The organism is Streptomyces viridochromogenes, assembly GCF_001270495.1.
Classification (GTDB): domain Bacteria; phylum Actinomycetota; class Actinomycetes; order Streptomycetales; family Streptomycetaceae; genus Streptomyces; species Streptomyces viridochromogenes_A.
This window is the reverse complement of record NZ_LGUR01000219.1, coordinates 180,956-193,847: the sequence shown is the minus strand read 5'-3', so window position 1 is coordinate 193,847 and position 12,892 is coordinate 180,956. Positions and strand designations below refer to the sequence as shown.

General features: G+C 70.2%; 14 protein-coding genes and 1 pseudogene. 6 read left to right on the top strand and 9 right to left on the bottom strand.

The window, feature by feature from the left end; translation table 11 throughout:
- Positions 1-87 precede the first annotated feature (87 nt).
- From ADK36_RS30600 to ADK36_RS30580, 5 genes and pseudogenes are all read left to right on the top strand, one after another.
- Positions 88-1,716 carry an MFS transporter gene (locus ADK36_RS30600; protein WP_048585291.1) on the top strand — a complete coding sequence of 543 codons (1,629 nt, stop codon included), beginning with the start codon at positions 88-90 and terminating at the stop codon, positions 1,714-1,716.
- A gap of 18 nt (positions 1,717-1,734) precedes the next feature.
- Positions 1,735-2,274, top strand: coding sequence for a hypothetical protein (locus ADK36_RS30595; protein WP_234329930.1), 540 nt, complete (start codon positions 1,735-1,737; stop codon positions 2,272-2,274).
- Positions 2,275-2,399: 125 nt separating this feature from the next.
- A complete protein-coding gene (locus ADK36_RS30590; protein ID WP_048585248.1) occupies positions 2,400-2,597 on the top strand; it encodes a hypothetical protein in 198 nt (65 codons plus the stop codon).
- A 487-nt stretch (positions 2,598-3,084) separates the two neighbouring features.
- Positions 3,085-3,336, top strand: a pseudogene (locus ADK36_RS30585) (DUF308 domain-containing protein); the annotation flags it as partial.
- 80 nt (positions 3,337-3,416) lie between these two features.
- Positions 3,417-3,899: a DUF7144 family membrane protein gene (locus ADK36_RS30580; RefSeq protein WP_048585247.1), complete on the top strand. Its 483-nt coding sequence runs from the start codon at positions 3,417-3,419 to the stop codon at positions 3,897-3,899.
- 25 nt (positions 3,900-3,924) lie between these two features.
- On the opposite strand, the gene ADK36_RS30575 is transcribed toward ADK36_RS30580, so the two are convergent.
- Together ADK36_RS30575 and ADK36_RS30570 are read right to left on the bottom strand one after the other, a co-directional pair.
- Positions 3,925-4,719 carry an SAM-dependent methyltransferase gene (locus ADK36_RS30575; RefSeq protein WP_053199708.1) on the bottom strand — a complete coding sequence of 265 codons (795 nt, stop codon included), beginning with the start codon at positions 4,717-4,719 and terminating at the stop codon, positions 3,925-3,927.
- A 118-nt stretch (positions 4,720-4,837) separates the two neighbouring features.
- Positions 4,838-5,029, bottom strand: coding sequence for a hypothetical protein (locus ADK36_RS30570; protein WP_053199706.1), 192 nt, complete (start codon positions 5,027-5,029; stop codon positions 4,838-4,840).
- Positions 5,030-5,051: 22 nt separating this feature from the next.
- Between ADK36_RS30570 and ADK36_RS49110 the strand changes: the two genes are divergently transcribed.
- Complete coding sequence (locus ADK36_RS49110; protein WP_159029280.1) at positions 5,052-5,213, top strand: hypothetical protein; 162 nt, start codon at positions 5,052-5,054, stop codon at positions 5,211-5,213.
- An 18-nt stretch (positions 5,214-5,231) separates the two neighbouring features.
- Here the strand turns inward: ADK36_RS49110 and ADK36_RS30565 are convergent, their stop codons facing one another.
- The 7 genes from ADK36_RS30565 to ADK36_RS30535 all read right to left on the bottom strand — a co-directional run bounded on the left by ADK36_RS30565 (position 5,232) and on the right by ADK36_RS30535 (position 12,889).
- A complete protein-coding gene (locus tag ADK36_RS30565) occupies positions 5,232-6,572 on the bottom strand; it encodes a ferredoxin reductase family protein (protein ID WP_199830280.1) in 1,341 nt (446 codons plus the stop codon).
- A 169-nt stretch (positions 6,573-6,741) separates the two neighbouring features.
- On the bottom strand, positions 6,742-8,334 hold the full coding sequence (locus tag ADK36_RS30560) for a hypothetical protein (RefSeq protein WP_053199705.1): 1,593 nt from the start codon (positions 8,332-8,334) through the stop codon (positions 6,742-6,744).
- 107 nt (positions 8,335-8,441) lie between these two features.
- On the bottom strand, positions 8,442-8,786 hold the full coding sequence (locus ADK36_RS30555) for a hypothetical protein (RefSeq protein WP_048585243.1): 345 nt from the start codon (positions 8,784-8,786) through the stop codon (positions 8,442-8,444).
- Positions 8,783-10,126: a hypothetical protein gene (locus ADK36_RS30550; protein ID WP_053199703.1), complete on the bottom strand. Its 1,344-nt coding sequence runs from the start codon at positions 10,124-10,126 to the stop codon at positions 8,783-8,785. Before ADK36_RS30550 ends, ADK36_RS30555 begins: the two co-directional genes overlap by 4 nt.
- A gap of 9 nt (positions 10,127-10,135) precedes the next feature.
- Positions 10,136-10,483, bottom strand: coding sequence for a hypothetical protein (locus ADK36_RS30545; RefSeq protein ID WP_048585289.1), 348 nt, complete (start codon positions 10,481-10,483; stop codon positions 10,136-10,138).
- 179 nt (positions 10,484-10,662) lie between these two features.
- Positions 10,663-11,460 (bottom strand): SAM-dependent methyltransferase, encoded by a 798-nt coding sequence (locus ADK36_RS30540; protein WP_234329929.1) that lies wholly within the window; start codon positions 11,458-11,460, stop codon positions 10,663-10,665.
- Positions 11,461-11,671: 211 nt separating this feature from the next.
- Entirely contained in the window at positions 11,672-12,889 is a 1,218-nt protein-coding gene (locus ADK36_RS30535; protein WP_048585240.1) for an MFS transporter, read from the bottom strand.
- Between the last annotated feature and the right edge of the window lie 3 nt (positions 12,890-12,892).

Here is a 12,892-nt window from a genome sequence, read left to right as displayed (position 1 = left end):
CCATTGCGGGTGAGGCACGGGGCGCGTGCCTGGGATGCGATGGGGGGAGCGGCGAGGCGTGCGCCGGCCCTCTGCGAGGTGGACACCGTGAAGCACTGGCGGGCTCTGATCGTCCTCGGCACGGCCCAGTTCCTCATGGTCCTGGACACCTCCGTCATGAACGTGTCCATCAGTCAGCTGGTCGAGGACTTCGACACGGAGGTCACGGCCATCCAGGCCGTCATCACCCTGTACGCGCTGGTCATGGCCGCGTTCATGATCATCGGCGGCAGGTTCGGGGACATCCTGGGGCGTCGCCGCATGTTCCTGCTCGGGCTGGTCGTCTACGGCGTGGGGTCGGCCCTGACCGCCGCGGCACCCACCCTGTGGGTCCTCGCACTGGGCTGGTCCGTCATCGAGGGGCTCGGAGCGGCCATGGTGCTGCCGGCCATGGCCGCCCTCGTCGCGGAGTCGTACCGCGGGAAGGACCGGGCCGTCGCCTACGCGGTCATCGGCGGGCTCGCCGGCGCCGGGATCGCGGTCGGCCCCCTGCTCGGCGGCTGGGTGACGACGTATCTGACCTGGCGGCTGGTCTTCGCCGGCGAGGTGGTGGTCGTCGTGGCCGTCCTGCTGTGCCGCCGGGTGATCGCGACGCCCGCCCCGACCGGTCCGCGCCCCCGGCTGGACGGGGTCGGCGCGGCGCTCTCCGCGGCCGGTCTGGGGCTGGGCGTGCTCGGGGTGCTGCAGAGCAGCACCTGGGGATGGGTGCAGCCCCGCAACCCTCCCTTCACCGTCCTCGGCTTCGCACCGACGCTGTTCGTCGTCGGCGCCGGGGCGGCCGTCCTGGCCCTCTTCCGGCACTGGGAGCGGCGGCGGGAGCATCAGGGCGCCGACCCCCTCGTACACCTGTCCCTGCTGGGCAGGCCCGTGCTGCGGTCCGGCCTGATGACGCTGCTGAGCCAGAACCTCATCCTGCTGGGACTGTTCTTCACCATCCCGCTGTACCTGCAGGTGGTTCAGGGATTCGACGCTTTCGAGACGGGGCTGCGCCTGCTCCCGGTGTCCGCCACCATGCTGGTGACCTCCCTGTCCGCGTCCTCTCTGGGACGGCTGTGGGGGCCGCGCCGGGTGGTTCGGCTGGCCCTGGCGACCCTGGTGGCGGCCATCGTGTGGCTGCTGGCCACCATCGACCCGGTCATCGACGACGCGCAGTTCGCCGGCGCCATGGCCCTGCTGGGCGTGGGCGTCGGCCTGCTCGCCTCGCAGCTGGGCAACGTCGTCCAGTCCGGCGTCGGCGAGGAGGAACGCAGTGAGGCCGGAGGGCTCCAGTTCACGGCACAGAATCTGGGCTCGGCTCTGGGCACCGCGCTCATCGGGTCGATCCTCATCGGTGCGCTGGCCCACGCCTTCACCACGCAGGTGGACGACAATCCGCAGCTGTCCGAACAGACCCGCGAGCAGGTCGGTGTCGCTCTCCAGGCGGGGATCACCTTCGTCTCCACCGATCAGGTGCACTCGGCCGCCGAGCGTGCCGGATTGCCATCGTCCCAGGTCGAGGCCGTCACGGACACCTACGCCTCCGCGCAGCTGGACGGCCTGAAGGCGGCGATCCTGGCCACCGGCGGCATCGCTCTCGCCAGTTTCCTGGTCACACCGCACCTGCCGACCGCCCGGCCAAGCCGTCCGCGGCAGCCGGACGCCGACGCTCCGGCCGGAGCGACCGGATCGCCCCCCTGAGTCCGGAGGGAGTCACCGGTGACCAGAACCAGAAGCAGAACCGTGGCCGGCCCGGCGACGGCCCGCGCGGAGCGCCGTGCCGAACGCCGGGCACAGGCGGACTACACGGGCGGCGTCTACGGCTCCATGCTCGCGGCCTCCGTGGTGATCGGCGCCGGCTCCCTGGGCTCGTTCCCCCGTACCGAGCTGGTGCTGTTGCTGCTGCTCACCGGGGTGGTGTTCTGGATCGCGCACGTGCATGCCCAGCTGTTCGGGGCCCGTCTGGCGCAGCAGGCCCCGGACCGCCGGGTCGTGCTCCGCGCGTGCCGTGACGAGTGGCCGATCGTCAAGGCCGCCGTCCCGCCTGCGACCGCGGTTGCCGTCAGTCCGCTCCTGGGCCTGGACGTACGAGGTGCCCTCTGGCTCGCTCTCTCCGTCGCCGTGGCCGGCCAGGTGGGCTGGTCCGTGGCCGCGGCACGCCGCGCGGGTGCTACGCCACGGCTCATGGCGGCCACCGCCGCGGTCAACCTCCTGCTCGGTCTGCTGATCATCTCCTTCAAGATCGTCCTGAAGCATTGATCCGTGGCGTTCAGTTGCCGGCGACGGTCACCTGTACCGGGTGAGGTCCCTAGAAGCGCGGAGGCGGAGGATCGCAGAGAAGGACGCCATCCGCCTGTCCGCAGCAGTCCTCGGAAGGACAGCTCGTGCGCTACGAGATCCGGATCGAGGGACACCTGTCCGAAACACTGGCCAAAGCCTTTCCGGAGCTGGGCCACGTGGTGATGTCCGGCCAGACCGTACTGTTCGGCCCTGTCGTGGACGAGGCGCATCTGTATGGGCTCCTGGCGCGCTGCCAGTCGCTGGGACTGCGTGTCATGGAGATGCGGCAGCTTCCGGAGTGACAGAACCGGGAGGCGCGCCGTACCGGATCGGCCGGGGAGGTCCGTGAGCAACGGCCGACGGCGATGAGCACGGCGCGGATGACGGCGAGGACCGCCACCCACCGGCGGGGGGCCGACCGTGGGCGTCACCGTGGGCGTCCGGCCGGAACCGGGCGCTGCCCGTCCGGGCATGCTCGGATCGCTCATCGCGTGTCTTCTCGTGCGGTCCGGCCTGAAGGTGGACGGGCCGGACGCCGGGGGGCCTTCCAGCTCACCGCCCGGCGGCGTCGATGGATCACCCGTGCTGGGTGATCCCGGCACCCGGCGGCAGGTATGACCCTGGGAGCGGTCGGGCGCTCGCACGCCGTCCCTCACGCACCGCCCCGGCGGCGGTCCGGAAGCGAGCACTCGATCACGCGAGGAGGCGCCATGACCATGCCGGGTGGTCCGGCGGCGCGCGCCGGGCAGGAGCCCGAGGCCGACCGGGCGGTGAGCTGGAAGGCCCCCCGGCGTCCTCACCCTCTACACGGCCATCGCCACCAAGGATCTGCCACACCGTGGCGTTGTCCTGGGCGCCGCGGTGCTCGGCATCGTCGCGGGGATCGTGGTGCTCGCCATGCCGGCCGAGTCGGCCCGCGCCCTGACCCGGCTGCTCGGACTGTGGCTCGTCCTGCTCGGCCTGGCCGAGGCGGTGGTCGCCCTCGCATGGCGGGCCGCGCTCCGGACGAGGAGTTCCGCAGGGCGAAGGAGCTGGTCCTGACCGGTCACAGTGCGGGACGCTCGGGCTCGGCCACCCCCACCGGTCGCTGAGCCTCCGGACTACGCGAAACGAGGCGCAAGATGACTGCGACACACTCCCGGCCACAGACGGCGAAGCAGGAATGGGCGGGCGGCCTGACGGCCTTCGCGGCCGTGATGCTCCTCCTCGTCGGCCTGCTCGACATCTTCCGGGGCATCATGGCGATCGCCGAGGACGACATCTTCGTCACGACGCGCAACTACGTGTTCGAGTTCGACCTGACCAGCTGGGGCTGGATCCACCTCGCCCTGGGCGCGCTCGCTGTGATCGTCAGCTTCGGGCTGCTCCGTACCGCGACATGGGCGCGCGTCGCCGGCGTCGCCATCGGCGGACTCGTCATCATCGCCAACTTCCTCTCGCTGCCGTACTACCCGGTGTGGTCGGTCGTGATGATCACCATTTCGGGGTTCGTCATCTGGGCCCTGTGCGTCGTCCAGCGCGGCAACCTCTTCGATCTGTCCGAGGAGCGACCGCGGAACGAGGGGCGCTCCTTGTACGAGGAACGCCCACCGCGTGGGATGTGACGGCGCCTGCCGTCCTCCGTGACGCCTACGGCTTGCGTGCCACGCCGCCGAAGCTGTCGACCTCCGAAGGCAGTTCGGATCCGGTCGGCTCGGGGCGCCAGCGGGAGACCGAGACCAATCCTGGGTCCAGCAACGCCAGGCCCTCGAAGAACCGGGCGAGTGCCTCCGGGCTGCGGTTGACACGCGGATTGCCGCTCGCTTCGTTCCACTGCTTGATCATCGCGCGCTGCTGTTCGGGGTGAATGGCCTCGGTGCTGTCGCAGAACACGAGGTAGCTGCCGGACGGCAGGGAGTCGACCAGGCGGCCCACGATGTCGTAGGCGGAGTCGTCGGTGACGTGCGCGGCGATACCCAGCAGCATCAGCGCCACGGGCTGGGTGAAATCCAGGGTCTTGGCCGCGCCTTCCAAGATGCCGACGGGATCGCGCATGTCAGCGTCGATGTAGTCCGTCCTGCCCACCGGCGTACTGGTCAGCAACGCCTCGGCGTGGGCCAGCACGATCGGGTCATGGTCGACATAGACGATCCGCGACTCGGGGGCCGCTCGCTGGGCCACCTCGTGGGTGTTGTCGGCGGTGGGCAGACCAGTGCCGACGTCCAGGAACTGGCGTATGCCGGCCTGGCCGACGAGGTACTCCACGGCGCGGACGAGGAACGCCCGCTGGGCCCGGGCGATGTCGAGTATGTGCGGATTGGCCTCAACGATCTGATCGCCGACCTGACGGTCGACCTCGTAGCAGTCCTTGCCGCCCAGCCAGTAGTTCCAGATACGGGCCGAATGCGGCACGTTGCTGTTGATGAGTGATGCGTCAAGTGGCATGGGAGCTCCCCGAGTTGGCCTGCGTTTCACTCGACAACCTATGCGCAGGAGGCCTCAGGCGCCCGGCAGGGAACGAATACTTCAGCCCGTCACCTGCCGGGGCCGTTCGAAGGCGTCGTCAGGGGGCGTGATCCTCCACGCCGAGACCGTCGCTCGGTGCCAGGCAGCTGATGCTGACCTTGCCGACGTGCTCGCCGAGCCGAACGGCCCTGGTTGCCCCGTCGGCCTCGGTGAGGGAATAGGTCACCGACAGGGTCGGCGCGATCATGCCCAGGCGCGGCAAGCGGTCGGCCTCGTGTGCCTCGGCCATGTTGGCGGCGTGACTGCCGACGATGCGGCCCGTCCTCGTCCTGATCGCGGACGTCGTCGACCCGGTCAAGATCAGCTGGTTCGGAGGTGTCATGTCGCCCAGCCGGTGGACGCATTCGCTGGGCCGGCCCGCACTCACCTTCGCCGACTGGGCACACGACGACGCACCCGCCTTCGGCGGCTGATCACAGGGTTCACCGCGGTCAGGCCAGGCCGAACCTCTCGGCGTGTACCTGGCGCGCGGGGACGTTCAGGGCTCGCAGGCTGGAAAGCACGGCCGCGGTCATGGCGGGTGGGCCGCAGACGTACACGTCGCGTTCGGTGACGTCGGGGACCAGCCGGTGCAGGCTGCCCGGGGCGAACGGCGGGGCGGCGCCCTCGGCGGTCCTGCCCGTGAGCAGGTGCAGCCGCCCGCCCCGCAGCGCGACCAGGTGGCGCACCTCGTTCAGCAGCACGGCGTCGGCCTCGCCGCGAACCCGGTACAGCACTACGACGTCACCGGTCGCCTGGTCCTCCAGCATCGCCCGCACGGGCGTGATCCCCACGCCGCCTGCGATCAGCAGGGCGCCGGGCCGGGTCCGGTGCAGTGAGGTGAACGCGCCGTACGGTCCCTCGACGAAGGCGCGGCTGCCGACCGGGACGTTGCGCAGGCCGGCACTGGTGCTGCCGGCCGCCTTCGCCGTGAGGCGCAGTCCCCGGCCGTCGGGCGCCGCCGACAGGGAGAAGGGGTTGGCCAGCCACCAGTGGTTGTGCCCGGGGAACCGCCAGATGCAGAACTGGCCCGCGCGGGCGGGGAGTTTGTCGAGGTGTCGGCCGGTGACGTACACGGACACCACGTGGTCCGACTCCGGTACCACGGCCGTGACACGGAACCGGTGGTAGGCGTTGCGCCACAGCGGCATGGCGACCCGCCCGGTCAGCAGGGAGCCGAAGGCGAACAGCCACAGGATCCACCAGTAGGCCGTGGCGAACGCGGAGGACGTGAAGGTCGTGGTCTCCTGCAACTGGTGGACGAACGCCAGGCCCAGGGCCACGTAGAGCAGCAGATGCAGACCGTGCCAGACCTCGTACCGCAGGCGCCGTCGCAGGGAACGGGTGGAGATCACGGCGATCAGGAGGATGATCGTCGCGGCGAGCATGCCCAGCAGGGAGGCCGGTACCCCGCTCAGGGCGAGGAACGTCTTCCCCATGGACGTGTCGTCGAGCGTCGCGTAGCCGAGCACCACGAGCGTGGCGTGGGTGAGGACGGTCCACAGCAGGGAGAAGCCGACCCAGCGGTGCCACACCGTGAGCCGGTCCATCCCGATACGGCGGTCCAGCCACGGCAGCCGGGCCACCAGCAGCAGTTGGAACAGCATCAGCAGGGCCGCGTGCAGTCCGAAGAACTTCGCGACTGTGAGCACCCCGTTCTTGCCCGAGCCGGCGCTGAGGAACAGCGCCTCGACGATCACCGCGTTGACGACGACGAAAGTCCACATCGCCCAGCGCGCCGCGTCTGCCGGAAGGACGGTGCCGCCGCGCACCGTGTTACTCGTCGCCGCCATGGTTGCCTCACATCCCCCGTGGCCGCAGCACTCGCGGCCGTATGCACAAACCCCATGAAGACCGAGGGAATTCGGTCAAATGCGCACCTCGATCGGGTAAGAATACGGCGGGTGGGCCCGATCCGTTCAGGCCATGCGTCGAACTGCCCCTACGAAGCTGGGGAATCGGTCACTGCCGGCTGATCGCGCGGGATATTCCGGCGGTGACCGTGGTGGCCAGGATCCAGCCGGCCGCGATCAGCCCGTAGGCCAGCCATTGCCCGCCACCGCGTGGCGCGAAGGCGCCTTCCTGCCCGAACGTGATGATCGGCACCAGCAGATCGAGTGTGTAGAAGACGGCGTTGAAATCCGGTGCCTTGCCGGCTTCGAGCGGGGCGGGCGGATGCAGGGCGAAGAACAGTGCGCCGCAGGCGAGCAGGGCCATCAGCCACAGACCTGCGCGAATGGGCCGGTAGCCGTAGCCGACGGCCATGTCCTGGACGTGCCCCCAGGCGCGGGTGGGCAGGGAGAGGGTGGTGCGGCGGTGGCGTTGTTTGGCGAGGAGCACCGTACGCGCTTCGTCCTCGTGCCCGACCTTTCGGCAGGCCGCCGCGAGTTGCTCGTACGGCTGTGGGAGGTAGCCGCCGCTGGTGCGCCGGATCCACCGGACTCGCTCGGCCGCCGTCAGGGGGAACGCGAGGGCGTCGTACGTCGTCTCGGCCAGCCGGAGGTCGGCGGGCCAGGTGTCGGGGGCGTCGTACAGCGTGCCGAGCCGGGCGTTGCGTGCGTCCACCACGCCGTCGATCGGCCGCTGGGTGCGCAGGTCGGTCTCCCGGGCCTGGATCGCGCGCAGGGACAGGGCGGTGCCGTTGCCGTCGGCGTGGGTCAGTGCGGCGTCGCGGAGGCTGAGTTCCGTACCGATGCGGCTGCCGTCGAGTTTGATGCCGCCGTCGACGGTGAGCCCGCGGCCGAGATCGAAGTTGCGGCTGACCGTGACATCGACCGCCTCAAGGGCGATGTCGCCGGGGTTGCTCAGTCGGGCGCCGCAGAAGCCGATGGCTGCCGCGACCGTGGCGCCGGAGAGGATGATCCGCCCTTCGGCCGTGAATCCCGGATGGCAGGTGAAGTCCTGGGCGACCTGGACGTGGTAGGCGTCCAGGGCGTGGCCGCCGGGGTTCCGTAGCGAAGCGCCTTCCAGGTCGAACTCGCCGTCGATCGACGCACCGGACAGCCGGAAGCACCCTGCGACAGCCAGGTCGGCGCACAGAACATCGCCCACCACCTTGACGTGGACGGCGGCCAGCGCCTCGCCGCCGGGAGCTGTGATCACCGTGTCGCGCAGGTCCAGATCACCGTTGATCTGGGTGCGGGTGAGCACGAGGGGCCCCGTCAGGTGGCAACGGGAGAGCACCAGCCGGGCGTCGATCTGCGCCGTGTCGGCGACGAGACCGGGCAGGTCACAGCCGCTCATGACCAACTCCCGGGTCCGGGCGCCCCGCAGCTGGGGTGGTTCGTCGAAGCGGCAGTCGGTCAGGACCACGGGCGCGGCGATCTCGGTGAACCGGAGATCCAGACGGCCTGTGACACGCGCACCGGTCAGGCGCAGTGCGGGGCGGTCACCCGGAGCGTGGTCGACACCGGCGTCCAGCAGCAGTGCCGCGATGACGTCGGCCCGGACCACTGCTTGCGCCGAGGCCGGATCGTCCCGGACGTCGACGGTGCGTCCTTTCGAGAAGGAGTCCCACAACCGGCGTTCGGGAGCGTTGAGTTCGTCGAGGCTCATGATCGACGATCTTCCTGGTGCGGAGATGTGTCGGACAAGCCCGTTCGAGGTCTTGCAGGTATCCCTGCGCAGCCCTCTCCCGACGCTTCTGCCGGCGCCTCTCCCGGTCAGCGAGCTGGAAAGAAGACGGTGAGGCGTCCCCACGCCGCCATCGTGATCACGAGACACGGAACGATCCACCACGGCCGTAGCCAGCGGCGTGCTACGGCGAGAGCGGCCACCGGTGCGGTGAGCAGAGCGAAGGCGAGCCCGATCTTTGCGAACAGTTGAACGTGGTCGAAGGCCTGGTGGTCCCAGGGGCCGAGCGGATTCGACAAGTAGGCGATACCGGTGGCGGCGCCGGCCACGAGGAGGCCGATGGCCAGGAGGAATGCGCAGGCGATGCCTTTGAGTCGAGGAGCCTTTGACGCCCGTGCCCCCCGTGGAGCCCCTGCCGCCTGTTGCGCGGTCATGATTCGAGTGCCCGCTTCGCGTCGTCGAAGTTCCTGTCGAATCCACGGCCGTATGCCTGGGCGTCATCGCTCCGGTAGTAGGGGCCACCGTTGTAACGTGCCGCGAGTTCTTGCATCTGCTCTCTCGTCATCCGCTCCGGCGGTACGTCGGCGAACTCGCTCTCGGCCTTGAGCTGGGCGAGGTATTCCGAAGCGATGTAGATGTTCTGGCCCGGGTCCTTGGTCGCGTCGAGCACCTCCTCACGTTGTGCGTCGGTGAGGTTTTCCGGGTCGTAGCCGAGCACTTCGGCAGACCGGCGCACCTGGATGGCGATCGGCCCCATGGAGGTCTGGTCCGCCTCTCCCGTGCCGGGTATGTGGCGACGGACCCCGTAGGCGGCCTCGTCGATCCAGGAGGGGTCACCTTCGACCTCCCGCCAGGCGATGCCCGCCACCATCTCGGGCGGCAGACCGGAGTTGCGCGCGGCGTCGTTGATCAGCGCCTTGTTCCCCGAGATGTACGCGCGGCGGCCGGCGTCGTCGTCGGACGGCAGATACAGGTAGTGGTCCTGCGCGCCCGGCAGTCGCGCGAGCCTGTCCCGTATGCGCTGGAGCGACGGCGAGACGGGGGTGTCGCTCGACACCCCGGAGATCGCGTCGATCTTCATGCCGGTGCCGGGAAGCTGTGTGTTCGGGTTGCGGCCGGCGTCGCCCACCTCACGGCGCAGCGCGTCCACGGCGCCGACCAGCAGGGCGGGGAGGTCACGGTCTCCGCCGTGGAAGTCCGGCAAGGACCGCAGGGCCGCCCGTATCTCGTGCACGCAGTCCTCCCGGGCCGCGGACTCCACACGCTCGGCGTCGCCGTAGTGGTTCCTGGTGGCGTGGTAGTAGTGCTCGGCCTCTTCACGGATCGCGTCCACGTCCACGGTGAGTTCCGCCACCCGGTCGAGGAATCCGGTCGTGGCTCGCAGGTCCTCCCACTGACGCAGGGGTTCCGCGGCACGCGCCGTGGGAGTGATCGCGTCGGCCTCACGGGACATCACCTCGACCAGACGGCCCTCCGCGGTCTGCCCGCTCGTGAAGTGCCCCTTCGCCCGATCGACAGCCGTGGCGTAGTCGTCCAGCGCCTTACGTACGCGCCTGAAGGCTGCGGAGAGGTGCTCCGCCAGGTCGAGTGCCTCCTTCAGCCGCTTGGTGTACCGCTCCCGGTACTCGCTCTCCCACTCCACCTTCCCGGCCTTGCGGAGGTCGTCGTCACACGAGGCCAGGAGGGTGTGCAGTCGGCCGTACTCGGCCGCGGTCCGTTCGATCAGCTGCGGGCTCGACACGTCGAGGAATTCCACGTCCGCGCGGTAGGCCATGGCGCTCGCTCACCGGTCCTCGGGCGCGACGTAACGCCCCTTGTCGAGCAGGTCGTCCATCGCCCGCTGCGCACCGGCGTCGGCCTTCACGTAGGCGTTTCCCGTCGCCTGGAGCTTCGTCGACAGGGCCGACAGCAGCGTCACCAGGTCCCCGTACTGGTCCTGCGCGTACCGGGCGAAGTCGGAGACCGCTTCGGCCACTTGGGGATGTGAGCGCGGCACGCGGCACTGCGTGGCGTTCTCGCCGTCCATGCGCCCGGCGTACAGCAGGCCGGCCAGCTCGTTCAGGAGGTGCGAACTGCCGTCGACGGACTCGGCTCTCGCCGAGAACCCTCCAGCCTGGGACCCTGTGGTCATCGTTCCCCCGATGTCGACAATGATCGCGACCGTGAGCATGCCAGTTGCGGATGCAACCTGTCACGTCCTGCTCGGCACCTTCGCCCTGTCTCCCAGCCCGCTGGAACGCCCGGACCCCCGGACACCCAGCCCCCGGCCCTCCCCCGGACCCCGGGACACCCGCAGGGCCGTGCCGCCGTTCAGACCTTGCGCCCCACCCCGCAGTACGCGTCCACGGCCGCCGTAGCCGGATCCGTGGGCCCCTGGGCGGCGGGGCGCCACTCGGGTACCTGGACGATGCCGGGGTCCACCAGGTCGAGGCCGTCGAAGTAGGCGGCGATCTCGCCGATGCTGCGCACGTGGTACGGCACCGCGCCGCTCGCGTTGTACGCCTCCGACGCGGCGATCACGCCCTCGCTCGTCGCCGTGCTGTCGCTGATCACCAGGTGGCTGCCCGAGGGGAGGCCGGCCAGGAGGCGGCGCACCAGGTCGCAGGCCTGATCGTGGTCGGCGACGTGGCCGAGGGTGTTGAGGATCATCAGGGCGACCGGCCGGGAGAGGTCCAGCGTGGCCGCGGCGGCCTCCAGGACCGCCTCGGGTGCGTAGAGGTCGGCGTCCAGGAACGCGGTCATGCCCTGCGGGGTGCTGGTGAGCAGGGCGCTCGCGTGGGCGAGGACGACGGGGTCGTTGTCGACGTAGACGATCCGGGCGTCCGGGGCCACGCGCTGGGCGACCTGGTGGGTGTTGTCGGCGGTCGGCAGGCCGGTGCCGACGTCCAGGAACTGCCGTATGCCCGCCTCGCCGGCCAGGTGGCGTACGGCGCGGCCCAGGAAGTGGCGGCTGGTGACGGCCACATCGGCCAGGCCCGGGAAGATCTCCTTGATCTCGTCGCCGAGCCGCCGGTCGACCTCGTAGTGGTCCTCGCCGCCGACGAAGTAGTTCCAGAAGCGGGCCGAATGCGGTGTGGAGGTGTCGATCAGGGTGTGGGGGTCGGACACGGTGGGCTCCTGTGAGGTCGGGGAAGCACCCAACCTAAGCCAACTCCCTTTGCCCATAGGCGAGTTGGCGTGGATATGACGCAGACACATCTAACGCACCGTAACGTTCTGGCCATCTGTCGGAGGTGATGAACAGCCCCTGCGCGATCCGCGCGTCGGAGCGGCCCCGGGCCACCCATTCCATGACCTCGCGCAGCTGTTCGCGGTGCCCTCATTCCGGCGACAGTCGGGGCGGGGCGTCGGTGGGAAGAAGTGCCCTCTCGCCGGCCCGCGCATCCCCGCGGCTCACCACGCCCAACGTCACGGTCACCGTCAGCGAGGTGACCGCCATGACTGTCATCGCCGTCGCAGGAGAGGTCAGTTGGGCGATCGAACCGGCCAGGGCGGCGCTCACGCCCTGCATGGTGAGCATTCCGGAGCCGTGCAGTCCGAGGGCGTGGCCGCTGAGTTCGGTGGGCGTCAGGGCCATGAGCCGCTCCTGCTGGACCAGGCTCGCCCCGAAGCCGACCGAGGCCACCGTGACGGCGACGGCGGCGAGCGGGAGCGGCGGACTCAGGAAGAACAGCAGATACGGCGTCGCCAGCAGCACCAGCAGCGGGGTGCCGAGGCGCCCGCGCACAGCGGGCGGCACCAGCCGGCCCACCGTCACGTCCCCGACGAACATGCCCAGCGCCGCACAGGCCAGCAGCGCGCCCGCGTCCCCGGGAGCGTAGGAGACGTAGAGGGACTCGCAGCCGACGACGAGACCGTTGGGGAGCCACAGGCCCAGCAGGACGTGGCGGCGGGGGCGGGAGGACCACAGCAGGGCGTTGGCGCGCCAGGTCGCCGCGACGGACGGGCGACCCTGGGCGCGGGGCGGGCGCGCGGTCAGGCAGAGGCGGACCACGACCGCCGACACGACGTACAGCGCCGCAGCGAGCAGCAGACACACCCGCGGGGAGAGGACCGTCACCAGGATGCCGCCGGTGGCGAAACCGAGGATCTGCGCGATCCCGGCCATCATGTTGAAGACCGAACGCCCCAGCATGAAGCCGTCCTTGGAGAGGATCTCGTTCACCAGCCCCCAGCGCACTCCCCCGCCGAGCGAGGCGACCAGCCCCTTGCCGAAGAGGACGACGAAGACGGCCCAGAGGGGCAGCGCGGGCAGCGCGAGTACGGCCGTGGCGGCGGCGAAGGCGAGAGCGATGCCGGTGAGGGTGGACCGCGGGGGCAGGCGGTCGGCGCCCGACAGCAGGAACGTCGCCCCGATCACCTGCGTCAGCGACGGCCCGAACATGCTCACCGCCGACAGCAGGGGCGAGTCCGTCGCCTGGAAGACCAGCGTGGCCAGCGCCAGACCACTGACCGTCTGGGCCAGCACGTTGGCCGAGGAGGCGAGGAAGAGCGGGGTGAACTCAGGGGTGCGGAAGAGCTGTCGGTAGCTGCGCATGCG

Coding starts and splice junctions, on each gene's coding strand:
- ADK36_RS30580 (WP_048585247.1), top strand. CDS start 3,417: ATGACTGCGACACACTCCCGGCCACAGACGGCGAAGCAGGAATGGGCG.
- ADK36_RS30575 (WP_053199708.1), bottom strand. CDS start 4,719: ATGCCACTTGACGCATCACTCATCAACAGCAACGTGCCGCATTCGGCC.
- ADK36_RS30570 (WP_053199706.1), bottom strand. CDS start 5,029: ATGGCCGAGGCACACGAGGCCGACCGCTTGCCGCGCCTGGGCATGATC.
- ADK36_RS49110 (WP_159029280.1), top strand. CDS start 5,052: ATGCGGCCCGTCCTCGTCCTGATCGCGGACGTCGTCGACCCGGTCAAG.
- ADK36_RS30565 (WP_199830280.1), bottom strand. CDS start 6,572: ATGGCGGCGACGAGTAACACGGTGCGCGGCGGCACCGTCCTTCCGGCA.
- ADK36_RS30560 (WP_053199705.1), bottom strand. CDS start 8,334: ATGAGCCTCGACGAACTCAACGCTCCCGAACGCCGGTTGTGGGACTCC.
- ADK36_RS30555 (WP_048585243.1), bottom strand. CDS start 8,786: ATGACCGCGCAACAGGCGGCAGGGGCTCCACGGGGGGCACGGGCGTCA.
- ADK36_RS30550 (WP_053199703.1), bottom strand. CDS start 10,126: ATGGCCTACCGCGCGGACGTGGAATTCCTCGACGTGTCGAGCCCGCAG.
- ADK36_RS30545 (WP_048585289.1), bottom strand. CDS start 10,483: ATGACCACAGGGTCCCAGGCTGGAGGGTTCTCGGCGAGAGCCGAGTCC.
- ADK36_RS30535 (WP_048585240.1), bottom strand. CDS start 12,889: ATGCGCAGCTACCGACAGCTCTTCCGCACCCCTGAGTTCACCCCGCTC.